Consider the following 24173-nt stretch of genomic DNA (forward strand, 5'->3'; position numbering starts at 1 on the left):
GGCCGGGGCCGGGGCCGGGGCCGGGGCCGGGGCCGGGGCCGGGGCCGGGGCCGGGGCCGGGGCCGGGGCCGGGGCCGGGGCGGCCAATGCTTATCGGCCGCGCAGCGATAAGCAAATCCGAATTGCTTGGTTGGCCTGACTACGCGGCCCGGTTAGCGTTCCAGTGTCGCGACGCCGCCGCATGCCGCTGTAGCGGCTGACCGCGAGCCACGACGCCGGTCGGCCGACCGCATCGCAGCCCGCACCGGCGCGATCGTCCGCTACCGGTTATCCGAATATCGCCCGCTTTACCGGCTTCACCCGCTTCATCCGCCCCAGCACCATGGCCGAATACTTCGACGTCGACCACGCGCGCGCGATCGCCGCACTCGACGCCCGCTTCACTGCCCGTACCGAGTGGCCGACCTGGCTGCTGGTCGTCGCGATCTACGGCGGCTGGCTCGCCGTGCTGCTGCTCGTGCGTGCCGAGCGCCTGTCGCTCGCGGCCGCGACGCCGCCGCTGATCCTGCTCGGCGCGTGGCACATGTCGCTGCAGCACGAACTGCTGCACGGCCATCCGACGCGCTCCGCGTTCGTGAACCGGCTACTCGGCTATCCGCCGCTGACGATCTGGTACCCGTACACGCTCTATCGCGACACGCATCTCGACCATCACCGCGACGAGGACCTGACCGTGCCGGGCGTCGACCCGGAAACGAACTACGTGTCGCGCGAGCAGTGGGCGCGGCTGCCGCGCTGGCGTCGCGCGCTGACGGTTGCGCGCACCACCTTCGTCGGACGTCTCGTGTTCGGGCCGCCGACGAGCATCGCCGCGATGTTCGCCGACGCGTTCGCCGCGTTCAGACGCGGCGACTTCCGCTATCTGCCGATGTGGGCGACGCACGCCGCCTGCGTGGTCGCGCTGCTCGCCTGGCTGCAGTGGTCGATCGGCGTGCCGTGGTGGTACTACCTGCTGGCGGTCACGTGGCCCGCGCTGTCGCTCGCGATGATCCGTTCGCTGTTCGAGCACCGCGCCGCACGGCATCCGAAGGCGCGCATCGCGATCAACGAGGCCGGTTTCGCGATGCGGCTGCTATACCTGAACAACAACTACCACCTCGTGCATCACGACTTGCCGAAGCTGCCGTGGTTCGACCTGCCGCGCGCGTACCGGATGCGGCGCGACGCCTATGCGGAGAAATGCGGTGGCTTCGTGATCCGCGGCGGGTATCGCGAACTGCTGGCGCGCCATGCGTGGACGCCCACCGACACGCCCGTGCACCCGTTCGACCAGGGCACGGCGTCGCTGTCGACGGGCGGCGGTGCGAAGGTCGCCGCCGTCGACGGATATCTTCAGATCAGTACGTAACGCGCGAGCGGGGCCGCGCTTCGCCGTGAAGCCGCCCGATCCGACGACGCGACGACACGCGCGCAAGGCCGCCCCGGCGCGCATTCATTACAAAAAGCCGACAACGCCGAGCTTCATCGGCGAATTGCCAATTCCACCGGCAATGTCCAGAATGACGGCTCGTCCGGGGTTCCAACAATCATTCGCCCCGGCTCAGCCTCCCGGCCGCGCGCCGCACTCCCCTACGACGATGCAACCGAACACCTCGCCGGGCGCGATCCGCTCGATCGGAAACGACTGGTCCGTCTCCGCGGTCACCGCGGGCTTTCTCGCGGTGCTGATTTCCTACGCGGGCCCGCTCGCGATCTTCTTCCAGGCGTCGCAGGCCGCGCATGCGTCCAACGAGATGGTGGCTTCGTGGGTCTGGGCGATCTCGATCGGCGCGGGCGTGTCGGGGCTGTTCGCGAGCTGGAAACTGAAGGTGCCGGTCGTGACCGCGTGGTCGGCGCCCGGCACCGCGCTGCTCGTCGGCCTCTTTCCGCAACTGACGCTGAACCAGGCCGTCGGCGCGTACATCACGGCCGCGCTGATCATCCTCGTGATCGGCATCACCGGCTATTTCGACCGGCTCGTGCGCCATATTCCGCGCGGCATCGCGTGCGGGATGATGGCCGGCATCCTGCTGCCGTTCGGCATGCACGCATTCTCAGCCGCGACCGCGCAGCCGGTGCTCGGCTTCGGGATGATCGCCGCGTACGTGATCTTCAAGCGCCTGCTGCCGCGCTACAGCATCGTGCTCGTGCTGCTGACCGGCGCCGCGCTCGCGACGCTGCTCGGGATGGCGCATCTCGGCAACGTGTCGCCGAGCATCGCGCGGCCGGTCTTCATCGCCCCCGAATGGACGCTCGGCACGACGCTCAGCCTCGCGCTGCCGCTCGTCGTCGTCAGTCTCACCGGCCAGTTCCTGCCGGGGATGACGATCCTGCGCGTGTCGGGCTACCACACGAGCGCGCGGCCGATCATCACGGCAACCAGCGTGATGTCGCTCGCGGTCGCGTGCTTCGGCGGGATCACGATCGTGGTCGCGGCGATCACCGCGGCGCTATGCACCGGCAAGGACGCGCACGAGGATCCGGACCGGCGTTATATCGCGGGCATCGCGAACGGCGTGATCTACCTGATCGGCGGGCTCTTTGCCGGCACCATCGTCACACTGTTCTTCGCGCTGCCGAAGGCGTTCGTCGCGATCCTCGCGGGGCTCGCGCTGATCGGTGCGATCGGCGCGAACGTACACGGGATCTTCGAGGATGAGGCGCATCGCGAAGCATCGGTGATCACGTTCCTCGCGACCGCTTCGGGGATGACGTGGCTCGGGCTCGGATCGGCGTTCTGGGGGATCGTGATCGGGTCGGTCGCGTATGCGGTGTCCGGCAGGGCGCGGCGGCAGGCGTAACGCGCATCCTTTCTGCCGCCACCCCGCTCACCGCGCGTGCGCGCGCACCAGCGTCGCGAGCGCGTCCGCCAGTGTCGTCGTGCCATACACCCGCTCCGACACGCCGACCTCGACATCGATCTGCCCCGCGTTGTGCACGTCGTACAGATCGACGATCAGTTGCGCATGCCGTTCGCTGAGCCCCGCACGCAACAGCGTCGCGGTCCATGCGTCGCGCGGCAGTTCGCGCGCGACGATCTCGCGGTCGGCCGCCACGCCGAGCGTATCCGCGATGTCCCGCACGCTCACACGCTGCGGCCCCTCGATGCTGACGATACGCGGCCCGTTGCCGGTTTCGGCGGAATCGAGCAGCAACCGCGCCGCCGCGACACCCACATCGGGCGCCCAGACCGTCGTAAACTCCTTGTCGACCGGATGGTGAAAGCTCGGCAGCACACCGGTTGCGAGCGCGACGGGCAACACGCGCGTCCAGTTCTGCACGTGCTCGGCCGAGCGCAGCAGCGTGAGCCGCGTCGGGACCGTCTTCACCGCTTCTTCCAGACGATGAAAGAGCCGCGTGATGCCCGTGTTGCCCTCACGCTCCGCACCGTAGTCCGACAACGCGAGCAGCGCCGGCGGCGGATTCGCGGCGAGTGCGCCGGTCACGATGTCGATCGTCCGCTCCATCGTCGCGGCCGGATCGTTGTCGGCGACGGGCACCGGACACAGCATCTGCACGGCTTGCGCGCCGTCGATCGCCATGGCGATCGCACGTGCGTCCGTCAGGTCGGCGATCGCCACTTCGCAGCCGAGTTGCGCGAAGCGTTCGCGATGGCGTGCGTCGCGCAGCACCGCGCGCACGGGATGGCCTGCGTGGCGCAGGGTCGTCACGGTCGACAAGCCGACGTTGCCTGATGCTCCGAAAATCACGAACACGATCCGCTCCTGGGGGATGAAGGTGATGTGATTGTCGGTGCGCATCGCCAACGTGACGCGCACGGACGGATGACGCGAGCAGGAAAGGATGACGGATCAGGCGCGTGCCGGGTTTGTCCGTTGCATGGCAGGAACCGGACGTTGTACGGCTCGGTGTCGAACGCCAGCGGTCGCGGCTCGCATGGTGCCGCCAGCCACGCTCATGCAGTCGAAACGAAGCAGCGTCCGCGCGTGACGAACCGGGCACGCGCCGATCGTCGTCGCGCACGCGCGGACATTGAGCCACCGCGCTCGATCAACGGTCGTCACCGTCATAAGCGAGCCTCAGCCCACCCCGCCCCCCTGACCGCGCGATCTCCGTCGGCGTCGCGCCCAGCACGCGATTCATCCAGTTCGCCATGTGGCTCTGATGCGCAAACCCGGCTTCGAGCGCGATCTGGCTGATGCTGAGCCGGCCTTCGAGCAGCAACGCCTTCGCACGCTCGACCCGGCGCCGCACCACGTACTGATGCACCGGCATCCCGAGCGTCTCGCGAAACAGCACCTTGAAATGCGGCACGCTGATCGACACGAGCGCCGCGAGTTCGGCGAGCGTCATGCGTCGCTCGAGGTTCGCCTCGACATAGTCGATCACGCGGGCCGCCGCCTTCGGCGCAAGCGTACGCCGGCGCTCGCGGAACACCGGCTGGCTGTCGACCAGCCGCGCGACGAGCGCCGTGCACAGGCTCTCCGCATAGAGCGGGTCCGACGCGTCTTCCGCCTCGAGTTCGGCGGCCATCGCCCACGCGATGTGCTGCAGGCGCGGATCGCGCACCTGCAGCCGCCGGCGGATCTGCGCCTGCGATGGCTTCAGCTCGAGTTACTCGAACGTGCGCCGCACGAACGTGTCGCTGAGCGCGATGTGCAGGATCCGGCAGTCGGCGCTGTCGGTCCACCGGCCCGGCAGGCCGGCGGGAATCACGTCGACGTCGCCGTGCGCCTGGATGCGCGACACGCGTTCGCCGTCGCACACGCAATCCGCGCGCACGGGCGAACCGATATGCACGCCGATACGGTGATGCTCGGCGGCCGGAATCCGGTACGTGCCCGCGCGAATCTCCAGCAACGACGCGCCGAAGCCGCGCCAGCCAAGCCCGCGGCTGGAGCGCAGGCTGACCGGCACGCCGTTGTCGGTCGGCGCGGCAAGAATCGGATCGCTCATGGTTCCCCTCCACCAGATCGGGTGTCGAACGCGCATTGTGACGCTTTTCCGCGGTGCTTGCCGGGCCTGAACGCCCGTTCCCGCAGCGCGCGGAACAAGATCATCCGTTTCTGCTCAAACCGATCCGCGCCTGCGCGCCGGCACGCGCCGACACGCCTACGATCGCCTCATCCGACACCTGCGGAGCCCGTCATGCCCGATTGCCGCCCGTTTCGCGCGACGTTCGCCGCGCCGCCGCCGCCCGGGGCCACCCGCGTTGCTTCCCGCCGCGCTTCCCGCGCTGTTTCCCGTCCTCGTTCCGGCAGTATCCGCGCGACACTCGCCGAACGCTGCCTGCGCATGATCGGCTGGTACCGGCTCGAGCGGCTGCTCGCGTCGATTCCCGACAGCAACGACGACTTCGGGATCGTTTAACCGCCGCGACACAGGGCACACGCGCCGCCCGCGTCGGCCTACTTGCGCCGCCGCTCGTGCGGCGCGACGGTCGCGCCGTCGATCACCGGCGCGCCCTGCTTGATCAGGAAATCGCGAAACAGCCCCGTCACCTGCGAGATCCGCCGGTCGGCGAGCGTGACCACATACCATTCGCGCTCGATCGGGTTGCCCGGAAACGGCAACTGCCCGAGCAGCCCGGTGCGCAACTCGAGTGCACACGCGTGCAACGACAGGAACGCGACGCCGAGCCCCGCTTCGGCCATCTGCTTGATCGCCTCGTTGCTCGACAGCTCGGAGCCCACGTGGAAGCGGTAGCCGGCCGTCTTGAACAGGCTCTCGACCGTGGAACGCGTGCCCGCGCCGCGTTCGCGCACGAGCAGGTGCGCGGATTCGAGATCCTTCAGCGCGACACGCTTGCGCTGCATCAGCGGATGGCCGGGCGCCGCGACGAACACCATCGGATGCTTCGCGAACTCGACCGCGTGCGTGCGCAGCTCCTTCGGCGCGCTGCCCATCACGGCGAGATCGATTTCATGCGTCGCGAGCATGCGGATGATGTCGTCGCGATTGCCGACCTTGAAATAGGTCTTCACGTGCGGCCGCGTCGCGGTGAATTTCACGAGCAGCGGCGGGATCAGGTACTCGGCCGTCGTGATCGCGCCGATCCGCAGCGTGCCGCCGAGATCGCCCGTCAGCGCGGCCACTTCGTCGCCGGCCTCGCTCCACAGATGCAGGATCTCGCGCGCATAGCGCGACACGATTTCACCGGCGGCGGTCAGCTGCACGCCGCGCCCCACCCGCTGCAGCAGCGCGGCGCCCACCGCCTCCTCGAGCAGGCGCACCTGCAGCGACACGGCCGGCTGCGTCAGGTTCAACTCCTCGGCCGCGCGCGACACGCTGCCGAGGCGCGCGATCATGTCCAGCGCCTTCAGCTGCCGGAACGTCGCGGTCTTTCCTATAAGTGAATACATATGAGTCGCTTATAAACATTAAATTGTTCGCGTAGGTTCAAAACTATATCGTCGGTTCTTGAGCAATGTCATCCGAATCGTCATCAGCGGGAGCCACAACATGGACACCATCACGCCTACCCCTGCAACGGATCGCGCACCGCGCGTGCCGCGCATCGTGATCGTCGGCGGCGGCGCCGGCGGCCTGCAGCTCGCCACGCGCCTCGGCGACACGGTCGGCCGCCGCGGGCAAGCCGACGTCGTGCTCGTCGACCGCTATCCGACGCACTTCTGGAAGCCGCTGCTGCACGAAGCCGCGTCCGGCCATCGCGATCCGGCCTCGCACACGATCGAATACGCGGCGCAGGCGAAGCGCCACGGCTTCCGCTTCGTGCAGGGCGCGCTGCAGCGGGTCGACCGCGCGGCACGCACGGCGACGATCGCCGCGGTGCAGGACGCGGACGGCACGGAGATCCTGCCGCAGCGCGAGCTCGGCTACGACGACCTGGTGCTGGCCGTCGGCAGCGTGACGAATTTCTTCAACGTGCCGGGCGCCGCGCGCCACGCGTTGCCGCTCGAAAACCTCGACCAGGCCGAGGACTTCCGCCGCAAGTTCCTCGCCGCGTGCACGAAGGCGAACCACCTGGCCGAGCAGCAGCCGGCGCGGCGCGCCGCGCCGATCTGCATCAACGTGATCGGCGCGGGCGCGACGGGCGTCGAACTGGCCGCCGCGCTGCGCCATGCGATCCAGCAGCTGACGACGTATCGCTTCAAGGCGCTGGTGTCCGCACGCGACGTGCACATCCGGCTGATCGAAGGCGGCCCGCGCATCCTGCCTGCGCTCGACGCAAGGCTGTCGGCCAAGATGCACGCGCAACTGCGCACGCTGAACGTCGACGTGCTGACGGACACGCGCGTCGCGGAAGTCGGCGCGGACGCGGTCACGACCGCGGCCGGCGAGCGGCTCGCGAGCGACATCACGATCTGGGCGGCCGGCGTCGCGGGCCCCGCGATGCTGCGGGAACTCGGCGACATCGCGCTCAACCGGTCGAACCAGGTGATCGTGACCGGCACGCTGCAGACGCCCGACGATCCGCACGTGTACGCGTTCGGCGACTGCGCCGCGTGCCCGTCGGCCGACGCGGGCGGCTTCCTGCCGCCGCGCGCGCAGGTCGCGCACCAGCAGGCCGTGTACCTGGGCGAAGCGCTCGCGCGGCGCCTCGCCGGCAAGCCGGTGGCGGGCTTCACGTTCCGCGACGCGGGCACCGTCGTGTCGCTCGGCCAGGCCGGTGCCGTCTATCAGGCCGACCTCGGCATGCGTTCGCGCTCGCTGATCGTCGACGGGCTCGCCGCGATCGGGCTGTACAAGTTCCTGTACCGCAAGCACCTGTTCAGCGTGCACGGACTGAAGCGCGCGCTGTTCCAGTCGCTGAGCCACTGGCTGCAAAGCCGCAACCAGCCGTCGATCAAGCTGCACTGAGCGTCGACGGCCACGCGGCATCGCAAGACGGCGTATCGGGCGCACCTCGCCCGATACGCCGTTTTTTCATGTGCACACATCCGGTGCATTCATATCGCGCATGCGTCGGGTGCGTCACATCGAACGCCATCGATACGATGCCATTCGTCCCGAACGCATGGATCGCGTGCATCCCGCGCCGGTACTGGCTCGCCGCCCGATTCATCAGTCAAACCCTATGAGTCGGCTATAAATATTAATTGGTTGCAATTTCCGGATCGACGCTAAGGTGTCGGGCATTCCCGTCCGCGAACGGACCGTCACGTCTCAGGAGAGGAATCACCGTGGTCATCGAAGCCATCGTCACCCGTCTCGACGCCGCATTCGCGCAGATCGAAGCGACACCGGATTCGCACGAATCGCGCAACCAGCGCGATGCGATCATCCAGTGGCTCGACAGCGCGTCGGAGCAAGGATATCGACTCGGTCTCGTCACGACGCTGCCGGCCGCCCGCCTCAGCGACATGTTCGAAGGCCAGTTCGGCCGCGCGAACCTCGACCGCTTCTCGGTCGTCGTGACCGACGCCAATCAGCAGGACTCCGTAGCAAATCAGCATCCGTTCGACGTCGCGCTGCAAGCGCTGGGCGTGCCGCCCGAGCGCGCGGTGGCCGTCGCGAGCAGCGAACCGGAACGCCGCGAAGCCGAGACGTTCGGCCTGTCGCGTTGCGTGCGCATCACCGACACGATGCGCTCGATCGCATCGGCAGGCGTGCACTGAGCCGAGCACCGCATACGGGCCGGCTCGCGCCGGCCGGTCGCGAGCCGGCGCGATGCCGGCGATTGCCCGACCGAATTCCGACATTCCGCCGTCAAGGCGGCCTGCAACACTTCCAGGCTCGACCGATCCTGCCCGGCGACCGGATGTCGGCGATGGCCGCGAACATGCGATGGGACGTGTATCGCAATGGCTCGCGGCTCATCGTGAAGATGATGCTTTTACAACGAGCGCGAGATGGAATTCCAGGCGGCGTGCGACGGCGCGAAGATCGCCGCGGGCAGTCACTTCTACGACTACGCGGTACGCGGAATTGAAGCGCCGTTACGGGTGTCCGTGACGCGCCGTCAGTCCACCGGGTAATCGAGATCGTGCCAGCGCTTCGCCGATTTCCCGCCGGAGCCGAGGTGACCGCCGGGGAAGCGCATCACCGCAATTGCGTGCAGCGCTTTCGCGTCGAGCGCGGCGTCGCCGCAACTGCGCCTGACCTTGAGATCGCGGACGCGCCCCTGCTCGTCGAGCCAGACACGCACGATCACGCGCCTTCTCGACGCGAGAGTCTGCACACCGCGTGACAACAGGCGATCCATCAGCGACATGAAGTTCTCCCCGATCGTCGAATGCTACGGTTATCGCCGTTGTGCGCGCCGCGTCAATGCCGGGCGGCTGTGCTCATGTGTGCCGGCGCCGCCTTCGGCTTCGCGGCGACGTGCGCCTTCGGCTCGGCGCCGGCCGCATGTCGAACCTTGCCGGTCTTCGCGGGGGCCGCGTGTGCGTTCGGCGCAGGTTTCGCGCCGGCATGCGCCGCGACCGGCGCCTTCGACTGCGACTGTGATTGCGAACGAACGGTTTGCCGCCCCGGCTTCACGGCCGCCGCACTGCTCGCCGCCACGGGCGGATGCTTGACCTGCTGCGCGTACGCGTTGACGTCATGATCGCTCATCCACGATTCCGTGTAGGCCGCCGACGCGGGATGAGCCAGGTTGAGATACGCGACCGATGCGACGAGAAAGGCACGAACATGCGTGCGACGATTGAATGCGGTAATGACGAATGCTCCTTTGCGAACTGACTCGACGCCCTGTATCGGCGCCGTCGTGGCGGCACGATAAAGGAGCGCATTCCGCACCGCAAGCGTCTGCCGGAGATCCAAACGATTCTTGACGTTTGAACGATCGATCCGGTGCGGGCGAGGTCGAACCGGCGCGGCAGCCGCGCGGTCGCTTCGGCATGCACATGTCGTCGCGCACGGGGCCGGAACGCTGAAAGCCAATCGCCCCCGACGACGCCGAACTAGGATTCGCCGACGGTGTCGAACGTGCATCGCCGGAGAGTCACATGAAACGCGCCACCCCGTTCGCCCTCCTGATCCTGCTCGCCGCCACCAGCTTGCCGGCACTCGCCGGCAGTGCCGCGTCGCCGGTCCCGCAGCAAGCGAAAAACTGCGTACCGTCCTCCTCCACGTCCGCCGGCACGGCGCCCGGCTCCCGCGCTGCATCAAAAGCGCCGCCGATTCGCGTGTGCGTCGGCGATCCCGACACGCAGCTGAACCTGCCGTGGTTCCTGACCGACGTCCTCACCGCCGTGGACACGCATCAATCTCCCCGCGACCTGCTCCACAAGATGCGCGACGATTTCTGAAGCGCTGCTGTCGCCGATGCACGCGCTGGAACAACCCGCAGCAAGCGGGTTGGGCCTCGTTCAAGGCGCGCCGATGCCTGGATCGCCGGAAGTGACGCGCGATGCAAATATTTCCCCGCAAGCATCAATCAAGAAATTACGCGATTTTTGAATATCAATATTTCGTAATCGAGGGCTGCACGCCTTATACTTGCCGCGCACCATCCTCGTGCCAAGAGACGGTGTCTTCTGTCCCGGCCGCTCACCGATGCGGCCGGTTTTTTTTCGTGTGCGATACCGATATACATGCGTGGTCGGGGTATGTTACGGAGAAGCGCCTCGAATCCAGCGCCCCGCCGCGATGCCGCTTCGTGCGTTTCGCGAGCGTAGAATCGCTTTGCGTCCCGATATCGGCGCGAGCCGCGGTGCCTCGGCCAGGCACGGCGAACGCATCGCGTCTATCCATCGACCGGTTCGATCTGCATTCTCATGCGCACAACAACAAGTACGACCCGAGGACCTGCCGCGCCCGCACTGCCCCCGAAGCCCGCATTCCAGCGCAGCGGCGCGTGGCCGCACGTCGTTTTCCCGCTTGCCCTGATCGTCTGCATCCTCGTGTTCGTGGTCGCGCTCGTCGTTGCCGGGCGCCTGGCGCGCGACGCGATCGCGCAGCACGAACGCGTCGTCGCGAACGACATCGTGATATCGGTCGACCGCATTCTCGACGGAATTCGCTCGCGTCACCCGGCCGAGCTGGACGCGCTGGTCGGGCGACCCTGCATGACGATCTTCAGGACGCTCGCCGAAGTAGGCACTCACCTGCGCTATCTTCGGGCCGTCGGGCTGGCGAACGACGGTCGCGTCACATGCTCGTCGGCACTGGGCGCGATCGACGTCCCGCTCGCCGCATACATTCACGCGCCCGAGCCGGGGATGACGGCCATCACGCTGCTTCGGCAAACGCCGTTTCAGCATCGCGTTCCGGTGCTGGCGGCGTTTCGTGCGACCGCGCCCGAATCCGGCGTCCTCTATGTGGTCGAAGGCGACTATCTGGCGGACATGCTCGCGCACGGCACCCGCTTCGGGGCGGAAACGGCCACGCTGTCGATCGAAGGCGCCGGAAGCATCGATCAGCATGGCGCGTTCGTGCCGCCGTTCGGCGCGGCGCCGCCCACCGGCAGCACGATCGCGTCGGGCGCCTGGCCGTTCACGGTCTCCGTCACCTCGTCGGAACCCTACGTTTCGCAGGTGCAGCGGCGCTACGGACTGATCTGCGTGACGATCGCGCTGCTGGTCAACGGCCTCGTCGCGGCCGCGTACCTGCTCGCGATGGCGCCGCGCCGGCTGTTGCTGAAGGCCGTTCGCAATGCGCTGAAGCGCAACGAGTTTCATGTCGTCTATCAGACTATCGTCGATGTCGAAACGCGCAGGACCGTCGGCGTCGAGGCGCTGCTGCGCTGGCAGCATCCGAAATGGGGGCCCATCAGTCCGGCGGTGTTCGTCCCGCAGGTGGAATCGAGCACGATCCTGCCGAAGGTGACCGAATTCGTGCTGCGCACGGCCATCTCGGAACTGTCCGCGCTCGCGCCGTCGATGCCGCTGCATGTCGCGATCAACGTCGCGCCGAAGGATCTCGAACGCGCGCGCTTCGTGTCCGTCGTCGAAGACGCGATCCGCCGGCTTCCGCCGGGCTGCACGCTGGTGCTCGAAGTCACCGAGCGCATCCTGCTCGAGAAGAATCCGCGCACCACCGAGATGTTCGCCACGCTGCGCGCGAAAGGCGCGAAGTTCGCGATCGACGACTTCGGCACGCACCACAGCAACCTCGACATGCTGTCGCGCTTTCCGTTCGACTACGTGAAGATCGATCGACAGTTCATCTCCCGGCTGACGACGGGCAACGCGAAACTGATCGAAGGGATCGCCGCCGTCGCGCACCACTACGGCCTGAAGATCATTGCCGAGGGCGTGGAGACGGAGGAGCAGCATCGCGCGCTGCATGCGGTCGGGATTCAGTATGCGCAGGGCTATCTGTACCAGCGACCGCAGCGACCGGAAGACCTGAAGCGGGAATTCGCGCCGATGCCGGCCTAGGGCCCGCGCTGCGGCAACACTGCCGCAGTTGCCGGACGACGCGCTCGCGCACTCGACAGACGAATGCGTACCGCCCGAACGTCATCCGGCCTGCGCGCGACGCCGATTGCTTCACGCGGTCGATGCAACGCGCACCACGTGGCGGATCCGGCGCCGCGTCCTGCCACCCGATGCCAGCGGCGCCGCTTCGGCGGGAACCGCGCGAGAAGCGCTAAAATCCGCCGCCTGGGCATCCACGACGAGCAAGTGTCTTGACTGCGTTCGAGCAGGGTTTCATCCTCACCCGCCACTGGCGGGACACCGCGTCCGGCATCGAGATCGAGTTCTGGCTGGCAACCGAACACGGTCCGCGCCGCGTGCGGCTGCGCCCGCAGGAAGCCGTCGCGTTCGTGCCGGCCGAGCAGCGTGCGCTCGCCGAACGCACGCTGGCCGGCGAGCGCGATGCCGAACTGCGCCCGCTCGCGCTGCGCGACTTCCGCCAGCGCGCGGTGGCCGGCCTCTACTGCCGCCGCTACCGCCATTTGTCCGGACTCCAGAAACGCCTCGCCGCGGCCGGCGTCGACGTCTACGAAGCCGACGTGCAGCCGCCCGACCGCTATACGATGGAGCGCTTCATCACGGCGCCCGTGCAGTTTCGCGGCACGGCCGGCCGCGACGGCACGCTGACCGACGGCGAACTGAAGCCCGCGACCGGCTATCGTCCCGCGCTGCGCTGCGTATCGCTCGACATCGAGACGAGCGTCCACGGCGAGCTGTATTCGATCGCGCTCGAAGGCTGCGGGCAGCGGCAGGTCTACATGCTCGGCCCGCCGAACGGCGACGCGCGCGCCGCGGACTTCAAGCTCGACTACTGCGACAGCCGGCCCGACATGCTTGCGCGGCTCAACGACTGGTTCGACGAACACGATCCCGATGCGGTGATCGGCTGGAACCTCGTGCAGTTCGACCTGCGCATCCTGCATGCGCACGCGGAGCAATACGGCGTGCCGCTGAAGCTCGGGCGCGGCGGCAGCGTGCTCGAGTGGCGCGCGCACGGGCAGCAGCCCGACCATTTCTTCGCGGGCGCGGCCGGCCGCCTGATCCTCGACGGCATCGACATGCTGAAATCGGCGACGTGGACGTTCCCGTCGTTCAGCCTCGAATACGTGTCGCAGTCGCTGCTCGGCGAAGGCAAGTCGATCGACAATCCGTATCAGCGGATGGACGAGATCCAGCGCCGCTTCGACCACGACAAGCCCGCGCTCGCGCACTACAACCTGAAGGACTGCGAACTCGTCACGCGCATCTTCGACAAGGCCGACCTGCTGTCCTTCGCGCTCGAACGCGCGACCGTCACGGGCCTCGCGGCCGATCGCACCGGCGGCTCGGTCGCCGCGTTCACGCACCTGTACCTGCCGCGCATGCACCGGCTCGGCTACGTCGCGCCGAACCTCGGCGACGTGACCGGCCAGAACAGCCCCGGCGGCTTCGTGATGGATTCGCGACCCGGCCTGTACGACTCGGTGCTCGTGTTCGACTACAAGAGCCTTTATCCGTCGATCATCCGCACGTTCCTGATCGATCCGGCCGGGCTGATCGAAGGGCTCGCGCATCCGGGCGACGACACGTCGGTGCCCGGCTTTCTCGGCGCGCGCTTCTCGCGCACCGCGCATTGCCTGCCCGACATCGTGCGGCGCGTGTCGGAAGGCCGCGACGAAGCGAAACGCCAGCGCAACGCGCCGTTGTCGCAGGCGCTGAAGATCATCATGAATTCGTTCTACGGCGTGCTCGGCTCGACGGGCTGCCGGTTCTTCGATCCGCGCCTCGCGTCGTCGATCACGATGCGCGGCCACGAGATCATGCACCGCACGCGCGAGCTGATCGAGGCGCAGGGTTACGAAGTCATCTACGGCGATACCGATTCGACCTTCGTGTGGCTCGGACGCGAACACGACGACGACGCGGCCGGCGCGAAGGGCCGCGCGCTCGTCGAGCACGTGAACCGCTGGTGGCAGGCGCACCTGCGCGATCGCTTCGGGCTGGAAAGCGCGCTCGAACTGCAGTACGAGCGGCATTACCGGCGCTTCCTGATGCCGACCGTGCGCGGCGCGGAAGAAGGCAGCAAGAAGCGCTATGCGGGCCTCGCGCGCGCGGCGGACGGCGGCGAGGACCTCGTGTTCAAGGGGCTCGAAACGGTGCGCACCGACTGGACGCCGCTCGCGCAGGCATTCCAGCGCGAACTCTACCGGCGGGTGTTCAAGCGCGAGCCGTACCAGGATTTCATTCGCGACTACGTGCGGCGCACGCTCGCCGGCGAATACGATGCGCAACTGATCTATCGCAAGCGCGTGCGCCGGCCGTTGAGCGAATATCAGCGCAACGTGCCGCCGCACGTGCGTGCCGCGCGGATCGCCGACGAATTCAACCAGGCGCGCGGCCGGCCGCTGCAGTACCAGCGCGGCGGCTGGATCAGCTACGTGATGACGACGGCCGGCCCGGAACCGCTCGAAACGATGCGCTCGCCGATCGACTACGCGTTCTACGTGAGCCGCCAGCTGCAGCCGGTCGCCGATGCGATCCTGCCGTTCCTGCGCGACGATTTCGAACGCGTGATTTCCGGGCAGGGGCAATTGTTCTGAGCGCGATGCGCGGCGAGCGCGGCTGCCCGCGCCGACCGTCTCGCCACCGGACCCGGCGATGACGGCTAAAATACCGGCCTGCCGCGCCTCCCGCCGCGGCCGGAGGACCTTCATCATGACCGCACGTCGCGGTGCCGCGGTCGCCATCGCGCCCGGTCACGAGACAGCCAGCCTGTCCCAAGCCCAGCAAACCTTCAATACGCTCGTCAAGCACATCGAAAAGCGGCGCGAGCGTCTGGGCGCATGGGAAGCCGTCACGCCGGCCTTCCAGAAGAAATTCGTCGACGGGCTGCTGCCGCTCGAACAGGAAGCGACCGCGCTGCGGATCAGGCTGATCCATCTGCTCGACGATGCGTTCCTGCAGAAGGGCCTGAGCAAGGCCGAGCAGCGCATGCTGTCCGACCTGATCGCCGACATGGCGCGCGACTTGCTGAACGTCAGCGACGACGCGGCGCTGAGGGTCATTTACAACCGCCATCGCGCATCCGACGACGCCGGCAGCGCCGTGGCCGATCCCGAGCCGATGAAGCGGGAGCCGCAGCCGATGCCCGCCACGGAGCCGGCCGACGATCTCGACACGCTGTCACCCGACGAGCTCGCCGAGCGGATGCAGGCCGAACTCGACGCCCAGTTCGAGCGAGACATGGCCGCTCACGCGGCCCGCGAGGCCCAGCGCGCGAAGCGCAAGAAGGCGCCGAAGCAGTCGGCCGCGCAGGCGAAGCGCGAGGCCGAGCAGGCCGAATCGAGCAAGTCGATCCGTGAGATCTATCGCAAGCTGGCCAGCGCGCTGCATCCCGATCGCGAAACCGATCCGCAGGAACAGCAGCGCAAGACCGTGCTGATGCAGCGGGTCAACCACGCGTATGCGAAGGGCAATCTGCTGCAACTGCTGGAACTGCAGCTGGAGATCGAACAGATCGACCGACGCGCGATCGACGGCCTGAGCGAAGCACGGCTCACGCGCTACAACGGCATCCTCGAGGAACAGCTGCGCGAGCTCGATCAGGAGATCCGGCACGTCGAGAACGATTTCCGGCGTACTTACGGCATCGCGTCGTCCGTCAAGATCGCGCCCGATACCGTGATCCGCATGCTCGCGCGCGACATCGCCGGCATGCAGCGCGGCAACCAGGACCTGACCGTCGCGCTGCGCGAGTTCGAGGATCCGGACTACGTCAGGGACTGGTTGAAGGACATGAAACGCCGGCCGGTATCGTCGCGCTTCGACGACGATTCGTTTTGAGCGAAGCCGGCGTGGGCCGGCGCGCGGCGCCCACGCTTCGTCGCATCACGGCGACTCGCCGATCCCGCCCATCAGCGTCATCAGCTGCTCTCGCAGCCACTGGCTGCCCTGATCCTGATCGGCGCTGCGATGCCAGTAGCAGAAATATTCGAGCCCCGGCATCTCGAACGGCAGTTCGAGAATCCGCGCGGGGTAGCGCTGCAGCAGCCGCAGCGGCGCCGTCAGCGCGAGGTCGCCGCGCATCGCGATCAGCGGCGCGACCATGTAGTGCTGCACGCGCATCTGGATGTTGCGGCGCAGCCCGAGCCGCGTCAGTTCGGCATCGACGTGCCCGCTGCCCTTGCGGCGGCTCGACACGTGGATGTGCCCCATCGACAGGTAGTCGTCCAGGGTCAGCGTGTCGCCCTTGAACGGGTGGTCGTCGCGGATCATGCACGCGTAGCGGTCGCGCACGAGCAGCGCCTGGTGCAGGTGCGGGTCGCCGATCAGCGGCGCGTCGATCGCGATGTCGACGGAGCCGTTCGCGAGCGCGGTCGCCACTTCGCGGCGGTCCATCGTGTAGCTGCGCACGTGCATGCCGGGCGCATGCGTCTGCAGCAGTTCGCCGAGGGCCGGCAGCAGCAGCGCTTCGGTCAGGTCGCTCATGCTCAACCGGAACACGCGCGCGGACGAAGCGGGGTCGAACACGTCGCCTTCGTGCGCGCTCGAATCGAGCAGCTGCAGCGCTTCGCGCACGCGGCCGACGATGTTCTCGGCCATCGGCGTCGGCATCATCCCGGCCGGCGTGCTGACGAACAGCGGATCGTTCAGCGTCTTGCGCAGCCGCGCCAGCGCGTTGCTGACGGCCGGCTGCGTGAGGTTCAGCACCTCGGCCGCGCGCGTCAGGTTGCGCTTGTTGTAGATCGCCTCGAATACGACGAACAGGTTCAGATCAATCTTCGAAAGGCGCATCGCCGGATCTCCTTGCCGGCATCTTAATACGGCGTGCGTCTCCCGTTCGCCCACGTCGCCGGCTCGCGCGGTGCGCCGCTCAGCCGCGCGGCGGCCGCGTCAGGTACGGTTCGGTCGAGCCGCGCACGGCGTCCTTGATCTCCATGCGCGCGATCGCCTGCAGGTGCACCTCGTCCGGACCGTCGGCGAAGCGCAGCGCGCGGCCCCAGGTCCACAGGTCGGCGAGCGGCGTGTCGGGGCTCAGGCCCGCCGCGCCGAACACCTGCATCGCGCGGTCGCACACGTTCGTATAGACGGTCGGCACGAGCGCCTTGATCATCGAGATTTCCTTGCGCGCCGCCTTCGCGCCGACCTTGTCGATCATCCACGCGGCCTTCAGCACCAGGAGGCGCGCCTGGTCGATCTCGATGCGCGAACGCGCGATCCATTCGCCGATCGTGCCGTGCCGGTTCAGCGGCTTGCCGAACGCCTCGCGCGACTGCGCGCGGTCGATCATCAGTTCCAGCGCGAGCTCGGCCGCGCCGATCGAACGCATGCAGTGGTGGATGCGGCCCGGCCCGAGACGCGCCTGCGCGAGCGCGAAGCCGCTGCCTTCCTCGCCGAGCAGGTTGCGCGCCGGCACGCGCACGTCGTCGAACGTGATCTCGCAGTGCCCTTCGGGCGCGTAGTGATTGACCACCGTGATGTTGCGCACGATAGTCACGCCCGGCGTGTCGCGCGGCACGAGGATCATGCTCTGCTGCTGGTGCGATTCCGCTTCGGGATCGGTCTTGCCCATCACGATGAAGATCTTGCAGTTCGGGTGCGCGGCGTTCGTGATGAACCACTTGCGGCCGTTGATCACGTACTCGTCGCCCACGCGCTCGATGCGTGTCGTGATGTTGGTCGCGTCCGACGATGCGACGTCGGGCTCCGTCATCGCGAACGCCGAACGGATCTCGCCGCGCAAGAGCGGCAGCAGCCACTGTTCGCGCTGCTCGGGCGTCGCGAACATGTGCAGCAATTCCATGTTGCCGGTGTCCGGCGCGTTGCAGTTGAACACCTCCGACGCCCAGCTCACGCGCCCCATGATCTCGGCGAGCGGCGCGTATTCGAGGTTCGTCAGGGCCGTGCCCGGCTCGTCGGCCTTCAGGTGCGGCAGGAACAGGTTCCACAGGCCTTCGGCCTTCGCGCGCTCCTTCAGCGCCTCCATGAACGACACGGGATACTGCCCCGCATGCACTTCTTCGTTCCACTGACGAATGCGCGGCACGATGTGCGCGTCCATGAACGCGCGCACGCGTTCGCGCAATTCTTCCACTTTCGGGGTGTAGCCAAAGTCCATGATCGACTCCTCGAGATTCCGGTTTCCGTTCGTTCGGTTCAGAAGGCCGAGACACCGCCGTCGACGGCGACGGCCTGCCCGGTCAGATAGGTGTTTTCCTTCGCGCACAGCGTGAGCATCGTCGCGACGATTTCCTCGGGCCGGCCGAGCCGCTTCATCGGCGAGCCCTGCGCGAGAAAGTCCTGGCGCGCGCCGAGGTCGCTGTCGGTGACCATCGGCGTCGCGCTGTAGAACGGGCACACCGCGTTCACGCGAATGCCGTGGCGCGCGTATTCGAGCGCGGCCGTCTTCGTGAGCCCGACCACCGCGTGTTTCGACGCCGCATAGGCGGCCAGCTTCGGCGCGCCGCCGAGCCCGGCCATCGACGCGACGTTCAGGATCACGCCTTCGCGCTGCGCGAGCATCTGGCGAATCTGGTGCTTCATCGCGAAGAACACGCCCTTCGCGTTCACCGCGAAGCTCAGGTCGAGATCGGCTTCGTCGGTATCGATCAGCGCCTTCATCGGCGGGGCGATGCCGGCATTGTTGATGCCGACGTCGAGCCGTTCGAAGCCCGCGACCGCCGCCTGGACCAGCAACGCGACGTCGGCTTCGACGCGCACGTCGCAGCGCTGCGCGATCACGTCGGCGCCGGCTGCGCGCAGCCCCGCGGCCACGCGCTCGAGCGCCGCTTCGTTCAGGTCGCCGAGCGCGAGCCGCCCGCCCATCGCGGCCAGTTCGCTCGCGAGCAGCGCACCGAAGCCGCTCGCGGCGCCGGTGATCATCACGGCCTGCCCGGCATAGCTGTCGATTTTCATCGCGCGCTCAGATCGTCAGGCCGCCGTCGACGACGATGCATTCGCCGTTCGTGTAGCTCGCCGCATCGGACACGAGATACAGCACGGTGCCGGCCATCTCGCGCGGCTCCGCGTGGCGGCGCAGCGGGATCTTCGTCATCCAGGTTTCGTAGATGTCCTTGTCGGCGAACAGCGCGCCCGCGAACTTCGTCTTGGTGAGGCCCGGCAGCAGCGCGTTCACGCGGATGCCGAACGGCCCGCACTCCTTCGCGAACGCCTTCGTCATGTTGACGACCGCGGCCTTCGTGATCGAGTAGATGCCTTGCCGGTCGCCCGGCTGCAGCGCATTCACCGACGCGGTGTTGACGATCGCGCCGCCGCCCTGCGCCTTCATCAGCTTGCCGGCCTCGACCGACATGAAGAAGTAGCCGCGGATGTTCACGTCGACGGTCTTTTCGTACGCGGCGAGATCGGTGTCGAGGATGTGCCCGAAATACGGATTCGCGGCCGCGTTGTTCACGAGGATGTCGAGCCGGCCGTGCTTGCCGCGGATCGTCTCGAACGTCGCGGCGATGTCCTCCAGCCGCCCGACGTGGCACGCCAGCGCTTCCGCGCGGCCGCCCGCCGCGACGATTTCGTCCGCCACCGCCTGGCAGTCGTCGAGCTTGCGGCTCGACACGATCACGTGCGCGCCCTGCTGCGCGAGCAGCTTCGCGATTTCCTCGCCGATGCCGCGGCTCGCGCCCGTCACCAGCGCGATCTTGCCCGTCAGGTCGAACAGATTCGTTGCCATGTTGCTGTGCTCCTCCATTGATGTGTTGTCGTGCCGCCGCGCGGCGCTTCCGTCGCGGTCAGCGCTGCGCGTCGATCACGTCGACGGCCATCTCGGCCAGCCGGCCGGCCATCGCGCCGACGCGCAGCGCCTGCTCGCTCGACGCGTTGCCCTGCAGCGCACGCGCCTTCACGCCCTGCGCGATCGCCGCGAGCCGGAAGAAACTGAACGCGAGATAGAAATGCCAGTCGCGGATCGGCTCGATGCCGCGCAGCTCGCAATAGCGCGCGACGATCGCCGCTTCGTCAGGAATGCCGAGTTCCGCACGATCCTGGCCCGCGAGCCCGCGCACCTGGCCGCCCGACGGCAGGCGCAGGCACATGCAGAAATACGCGAGATCGGCGAGCGGGTTGCCGAGCGTCGACAGTTCCCAGTCGAGCACGGCCTGCACGCGATAGCCGTCGCGCGCGAACATCAGGTTGTCGATCCGGAAATCGCCGTGCACCAGCGCGGGCCGGCCGGTGTCCGCCGGGCACGCCTTCGGCAGCCAGTCGATCAGCGTCTCCATCGCGTCGAGGCGCTCGGTTTCCGCCGCGCGATACTGCTTCGTCCAGACGCCGATCTGGCGCTCGAAGTAGTTGCCCGGGCGGCCGTAGTCGGCAAGGCCCACCGCGTCGACGTCCACGTCGTGCAGCGCGGCCATCGTGCGCAGCAGCGCGTCGTAGCAGGTCGCGCGCTCGGCCTTCGGCAGCTCCGGCAGCGCCGGATCCCAGAAGATCCGGCCGTCCTCGAAGCTCATCACGTAGAACAGGCTGCCGATCACGTCGCGGTCTTCGCAGAGGTGATATGGATGCGCGACCGGCACCGCGGTGCCCGACAGCGCACTCAGCACGCGGAATTCGCGATCGACGGCATGCGCGGATTTCAGCAGCTCGCCGGGCGGCTGGCGGCGCAGCACGTAACGGCCGCTCTTCGCGTGCAGCAGGAAGGTCGGGTTCGACTGGCCGCCGGCAAACTTCTCCATGTCGAGCGGGCCTTCGAAACCCGGCACGTGCGCTTCCAGATAGCGCGTGAGGCGGGCTACGTCGAGGGGCTGGGAAGGCTTCGTCATCGTCGCGATCGTTCGTGGGGTCAGCCGTAGGTGCGCCACGTGTGCCGTTCGGGATCCTCGAGATGCGGGATGCCGTTGAACGACGCGAGGTGGAACGCTTCGGCGTTGAAGAAAAACTGCGAAAGACTGCTGTTGCGGATCTGCAGGTTCAGCGCGATCGCGCTCGACGGCGGTGCGGCGAGCACCTGCTGCACGGTCACCGCGATCGGGCCGCCGGAGCTCACCGCGAGCACGCGCTGGCTGCCGCCGCCGCGGATCGCGGCGCGCGCGTCGGCGACGCGCTGCTGGAAATGCGCCCAGGTTTCGGGGGCGGTGTCGCCGAGCCTGTCGTCGGCCCACAGGTGCAGCACCTGCCGCAGCGCGCGAAAGTGCTCCTTCATCGAGCCGGCCGCAAGCCGCGCGATCTCCGGATAGTCGTTCGCCGCCGCCGCGAACAGCCCGTGGAAGTCGTATTCGTTCAGGCCGGGATGGCGGTCGACCGCCACGCCGTCGCGGCCCATTCCGCGCAGGATCGCGGCGACCGTCTGCGCATGCCGGTTCATCGTGCCGCAGATCACGCGATCGAACGTCAGGCCCTGCCCCGCGAAGTATTCGCCGAGCCAGACGCCCTGCTGCTCGCCGGCCGCGGATAGCCGGTCGTAGTCGTCCGTGCCGAACGACGCCTGCCCGTGCCGTACCAGAAAGAGTTCAGCCATTGCCTGCCCGCCTGAGGGGAAACCGAAGGGTCAGCATAGCGACCGGGTCTGCATTTTTGAAATTTATTTTCTGAATCGGACGCTATTCACCCCATGAATTCCCGGTATCCAAACAGTGCGCTTTCGCCGGGTTGCGCCGACGGCCGTGCACTGCGGCACGGGAATTGCGCCACCAGGCACCGTCATGTCGAACAAATTCAGGAGGGGTGCGATGCTCGGTACAATCCTTATCATCGTTCTGATTCTGCTGCTGATCGGGGCATTTCCAGCGTGGCCGCACAGCCGAAGCTGGGGCTACTGGCCATCGGGCTCCCTCGGGCTGATCGTCGTCGTCGTCGTGATACTCGTGCTGCTGGGCCACATCTGAGTGTGACGACGCGTGCCGGTTCAACAGGCACGCGTCGTTCGGTCCGCGCGCCGTGGCTTCTTTACAAACGCCCGCGATGAACGCCAAGCCGGCAATGGCGAGCCGATAGATCGCTCGGCCGCCTGCTTGGTACGCGCCTTCACGAGCGCGTGCGGCGGCCGGACGGCACCAGCCATTCGCGCTTCGCGCCGTAATACCCGGCGATTCCGAGGAACAGCGTCATCACACCAATCACGATGAGCGCGCTGAACGGCGCGTCGAGCATCACGCACACGAACTCGAGCACGAACGCGGCAACCAGCGGCATCAGCAGCAGCCGGAACGAATAGCCGTCGCGGCCGTGCCCCTGGATCCACCATTTCACCGGCTGGAGTTGCCAGAAGCGGTTGTCCCGGTGGCGTGAAAGCCGTTGTTCCATGTCCGTCCATTCCCGACTGTGCGATTGCGCGGCGTCACTGCATCATGACGGCACCGGCGTCGAAACACGTTCGACCCATGCCGTGCGTCGTGTCCGTGCGCGGCCATCCCGCATCATGCCGCAACCGTTCGTGGAAAACCCGCATGGCGCCCCGAGCCGGCACCCGAACGCGGCGAAACCGAACACCGCAGGTTATCAATTGATCGAAAAGATTCAGTAGACGATGCCTCCTCCGGCGCGCGATGCTGGCCCGGCCAGTGAACGCGGCGTCATTGCAACGACGCGCACGAGAATGGAGTGAGACACATGCCGACCGATCACCGTCAACGACGCCATACGCTGTGGCTGCTGTGCGCGCTTTCGTTCATCCTCTACGTCGACCGCGTGAACCTCGCGACCGCGGCCGGCGCGATCAAGGCCGAACTCGGGCTGTCGAACACCGAACTCGGCATCGCGTTCTCCGCGTTCGCGTATTCGTACGCGATCTGCCAGATCTTCGGCGGCTGGATCGCCGACCGCTTCGGCGCCCGCATCACGCTGATCGGCTGCGGGCTGATCTGGGTTGCGTCGACCTTCATGACCGGGCTCGTGCACAGCCTCGCGCTGCTGTTCGCCGCGCGCCTGCTGCTCGGGATCGGCGAAGGCGCGACGCTGCCCGCGCAGGCCCGCGCGATCACGCACTGGTTCACGCGCGAACGGCGCGGCGTCGTGCAGGGCTTCACGCATTCGTTCTCGCGGCTCGGCAACGCGGTCACGCCGCCGATCGTCGCCGCGCTGATGACGTGGCTGTCGTGGCGCGCGGCGTTCTTCGTGATCGGCGCCGTCACGCTGGTGTGGCTCGTCTGGTGGATCGCCGGCTTTCGCGAGTACCCGCTCGGCGACGGCGGCGACAACCGTACGCGCACCGCTGCCGCCGCCCGGCCGGCACCGGCGCCGGGCCCGACGCCGTGGGGCCCGCTGTTCCGCCGGATGGCGCCGACGATCTTCGTGTACTTCTGCTACGGCTGGACCGCCTGGCTGTTCTTCACGTGGCTGCCGACGTTCTTCCTGAACGGCAAGGGCCTCGACCTGAAGTCCACCGCGCTGTTCGCATCCGGCGTGTTCTTCGCGGGCGTCGTCGGCGACACGCTCGGCGGCTGGCTGTGCGACCGCATCTACCGCAAGACCGGCAACCTCGCGCTGTCGCGCCAGAGCGTGATCGTCGCGAGTTTCACCGGCGCGCTCGCCTGCATGCTGCCGCTCGCGTTCGTGCATTCGACGGCCGGCATCGCGCTGTGCCTGTCCGGGTCGTTCCTGTGCCTCGAACTGACGATCGGGCCGATCTGGGCCGTGCCGAGCGATATCGCGCCGACGCACGCGGGCATCGCGAGCGGGATGATGAATGCGGGTTCCGCGATTGCGGGGATCCTGTCGCCGATCCTGTTCGGCTATCTCGTCGACCACACCGGAAGCTGGACGGTGCCGTTCGTCGGGTCGGTCGCGATGCTGCTGATCGGCATCGTCGCCGCGCTGCGGATCCGGCCGGATCGCGCGCTGTCGGCATCGACGCCGTCGCTCGCCGAAGCGCCGGCCGCGCCGTCGGCACGCTGACGCGGGGTGGCGGCGGTTCGCCGCGCGGTATCGGGCTTGGTCCTGCTCGGCGTGGATTGTCCCGACCTGCCCTGATCG

23 protein-coding genes and 2 pseudogenes are annotated in these 24173 nt (G+C 67.7%); 13 read left to right on the forward strand and 12 right to left on the reverse strand.

Annotated elements, in window-relative coordinates; all coding sequences use genetic code 11:
* The first annotated feature begins 322 nt into the window (after positions 1–322).
* Positions 323–1348, forward strand: coding sequence for a fatty acid desaturase (locus tag DIE04_RS27395; RefSeq protein ID WP_124520944.1), 1026 nt, complete (start codon positions 323–325; stop codon positions 1346–1348).
* A gap of 229 nt (positions 1349–1577) precedes the next feature.
* A complete protein-coding gene (locus tag DIE04_RS27400; RefSeq protein ID WP_124520946.1) occupies positions 1578–2780 on the forward strand; it encodes a benzoate/H(+) symporter BenE family transporter in 1203 nt (400 codons plus the stop codon).
* Between the two features lie 27 nt (positions 2781–2807).
* On the opposite strand, the gene DIE04_RS27405 is transcribed toward DIE04_RS27400, so the two are convergent.
* A complete protein-coding gene (locus DIE04_RS27405) occupies positions 2808–3695 on the reverse strand; it encodes an NAD(P)H-binding protein (protein WP_124520948.1) in 888 nt (295 codons plus the stop codon).
* A gap of 295 nt (positions 3696–3990) precedes the next feature.
* Positions 3991–4896, reverse strand: a pseudogene (locus DIE04_RS27410) (helix-turn-helix domain-containing protein).
* A 192-nt stretch (positions 4897–5088) separates the two neighbouring features.
* Between DIE04_RS27410 and DIE04_RS27415 the strand changes: the two are divergent.
* A complete protein-coding gene (locus DIE04_RS27415) occupies positions 5089–5310 on the forward strand; it encodes a hypothetical protein (protein WP_185500432.1) in 222 nt (73 codons plus the stop codon).
* A 38-nt stretch (positions 5311–5348) separates the two neighbouring features.
* Here the strand turns inward: DIE04_RS27415 and DIE04_RS27420 are convergent, their stop codons facing one another.
* Positions 5349–6302, reverse strand: coding sequence for a LysR family transcriptional regulator (locus DIE04_RS27420; RefSeq protein ID WP_124487108.1), 954 nt, complete (start codon positions 6300–6302; stop codon positions 5349–5351).
* A 100-nt stretch (positions 6303–6402) separates the two neighbouring features.
* On the opposite strand from DIE04_RS27420, the gene DIE04_RS27425 reads away from it, so the two are divergent.
* From DIE04_RS27425 to DIE04_RS27435, 3 genes and pseudogenes are all read left to right on the forward strand, one after another.
* Positions 6403–7761, forward strand: coding sequence for an NAD(P)/FAD-dependent oxidoreductase (locus tag DIE04_RS27425; RefSeq protein WP_124520950.1), 1359 nt, complete (start codon positions 6403–6405; stop codon positions 7759–7761).
* A 323-nt stretch (positions 7762–8084) separates the two neighbouring features.
* On the forward strand, positions 8085–8519 hold the full coding sequence (locus tag DIE04_RS27430) for a hypothetical protein (protein ID WP_044845476.1): 435 nt from the start codon (positions 8085–8087) through the stop codon (positions 8517–8519).
* A 149-nt stretch (positions 8520–8668) separates the two neighbouring features.
* A pseudogene (locus tag DIE04_RS27435) lies at positions 8669–8879 on the forward strand (hypothetical protein); the annotation flags it as partial.
* Here DIE04_RS27435 and DIE04_RS27440 read toward each other — a convergent pair.
* Together DIE04_RS27440 and DIE04_RS27445 are read right to left on the reverse strand one after the other, a co-directional pair.
* Positions 8864–9115, reverse strand: a complete 252-nt coding sequence (locus tag DIE04_RS27440; RefSeq protein ID WP_124520952.1) for an energy transducer TonB — start codon at positions 9113–9115, stop codon at positions 8864–8866. The pseudogene DIE04_RS27435 and the gene DIE04_RS27440 overlap by 16 nt on opposite strands.
* Before the next feature lie 53 nt (positions 9116–9168).
* Positions 9169–9459 carry a transcriptional regulator gene (locus DIE04_RS27445; RefSeq protein WP_124520954.1) on the reverse strand — a complete coding sequence of 97 codons (291 nt, stop codon included), beginning with the start codon at positions 9457–9459 and terminating at the stop codon, positions 9169–9171.
* Between the two features lie 395 nt (positions 9460–9854).
* On the opposite strand from DIE04_RS27445, the gene DIE04_RS27450 reads away from it, so the two are divergent.
* The 4 genes from DIE04_RS27450 (at position 9855) to DIE04_RS27465 (ending at position 16091) form a co-directional block, all read left to right on the forward strand.
* The gene (locus DIE04_RS27450; RefSeq protein WP_124520956.1) at positions 9855–10157 is read left to right on the forward strand and encodes a hypothetical protein; all 303 of its coding nucleotides are present in this window, start codon (positions 9855–9857) and stop codon (positions 10155–10157) included.
* Between the two features lie 468 nt (positions 10158–10625).
* Positions 10626–12230 (forward strand): EAL domain-containing protein, encoded by a 1605-nt coding sequence (locus DIE04_RS27455; RefSeq protein ID WP_124520958.1) that lies wholly within the window; start codon positions 10626–10628, stop codon positions 12228–12230.
* A gap of 251 nt (positions 12231–12481) precedes the next feature.
* On the forward strand, positions 12482–14848 hold the full coding sequence (locus DIE04_RS27460; protein WP_124487115.1) for a DNA polymerase II: 2367 nt from the start codon (positions 12482–12484) through the stop codon (positions 14846–14848).
* Between the two features lie 115 nt (positions 14849–14963).
* On the forward strand, positions 14964–16091 hold the full coding sequence (locus tag DIE04_RS27465) for a molecular chaperone DnaJ (RefSeq protein ID WP_124520960.1): 1128 nt from the start codon (positions 14964–14966) through the stop codon (positions 16089–16091).
* 45 nt (positions 16092–16136) lie between these two features.
* Here the strand turns inward: DIE04_RS27465 and DIE04_RS27470 are convergent, their stop codons facing one another.
* From DIE04_RS27470 to DIE04_RS27495, 6 genes are all read right to left on the reverse strand, one after another.
* The gene (locus DIE04_RS27470; RefSeq protein ID WP_124520962.1) at positions 16137–17042 is read right to left on the reverse strand and encodes a LysR family transcriptional regulator; all 906 of its coding nucleotides are present in this window, start codon (positions 17040–17042) and stop codon (positions 16137–16139) included.
* A 79-nt stretch (positions 17043–17121) separates the two neighbouring features.
* Positions 17122–18366 (reverse strand): acyl-CoA dehydrogenase family protein, encoded by a 1245-nt coding sequence (locus DIE04_RS27475; RefSeq protein ID WP_124520964.1) that lies wholly within the window; start codon positions 18364–18366, stop codon positions 17122–17124.
* Positions 18367–18404: 38 nt separating this feature from the next.
* Entirely contained in the window at positions 18405–19163 is a 759-nt protein-coding gene (locus DIE04_RS27480; protein WP_124520966.1) for an SDR family NAD(P)-dependent oxidoreductase, read from the reverse strand.
* A gap of 7 nt (positions 19164–19170) precedes the next feature.
* Positions 19171–19935, reverse strand: a complete 765-nt coding sequence (locus DIE04_RS27485) for an SDR family oxidoreductase (protein WP_044848813.1) — start codon at positions 19933–19935, stop codon at positions 19171–19173.
* A gap of 58 nt (positions 19936–19993) precedes the next feature.
* The gene (locus DIE04_RS27490) at positions 19994–21025 is read right to left on the reverse strand and encodes a phosphotransferase (protein ID WP_124520968.1); all 1032 of its coding nucleotides are present in this window, start codon (positions 21023–21025) and stop codon (positions 19994–19996) included.
* A gap of 20 nt (positions 21026–21045) precedes the next feature.
* On the reverse strand, positions 21046–21720 hold the full coding sequence (locus DIE04_RS27495; RefSeq protein ID WP_124520970.1) for a histidine phosphatase family protein: 675 nt from the start codon (positions 21718–21720) through the stop codon (positions 21046–21048).
* Between the two features lie 211 nt (positions 21721–21931).
* Between DIE04_RS27495 and DIE04_RS27500 the strand changes: the two genes are divergently transcribed.
* Positions 21932–22087: a DUF3309 family protein gene (locus tag DIE04_RS27500; RefSeq protein WP_124520972.1), complete on the forward strand. Its 156-nt coding sequence runs from the start codon at positions 21932–21934 to the stop codon at positions 22085–22087.
* 139 nt (positions 22088–22226) lie between these two features.
* On the opposite strand, the gene DIE04_RS27505 is transcribed toward DIE04_RS27500, so the two are convergent.
* Entirely contained in the window at positions 22227–22505 is a 279-nt protein-coding gene (locus DIE04_RS27505) for a hypothetical protein (RefSeq protein ID WP_185500433.1), read from the reverse strand.
* Between DIE04_RS27505 and DIE04_RS27510 the strand changes: the two genes are divergently transcribed.
* Together DIE04_RS27510 and DIE04_RS27515 are read left to right on the forward strand one after the other, a co-directional pair.
* Complete coding sequence (locus DIE04_RS27510; RefSeq protein ID WP_124520974.1) at positions 22504–22725, forward strand: hypothetical protein; 222 nt, start codon at positions 22504–22506, stop codon at positions 22723–22725. The genes DIE04_RS27505 and DIE04_RS27510 overlap by 2 nt on opposite strands.
* A gap of 86 nt (positions 22726–22811) precedes the next feature.
* Positions 22812–24095, forward strand: a complete 1284-nt coding sequence (locus tag DIE04_RS27515; RefSeq protein WP_124520976.1) for an MFS transporter — start codon at positions 22812–22814, stop codon at positions 24093–24095.
* Positions 24096–24173 lie beyond the last annotated feature (78 nt).

It is taken from the genome of Burkholderia sp. Bp8994, assembly GCF_003853805.1.
Lineage (GTDB): Bacteria > Pseudomonadota > Gammaproteobacteria > Burkholderiales > Burkholderiaceae > Burkholderia.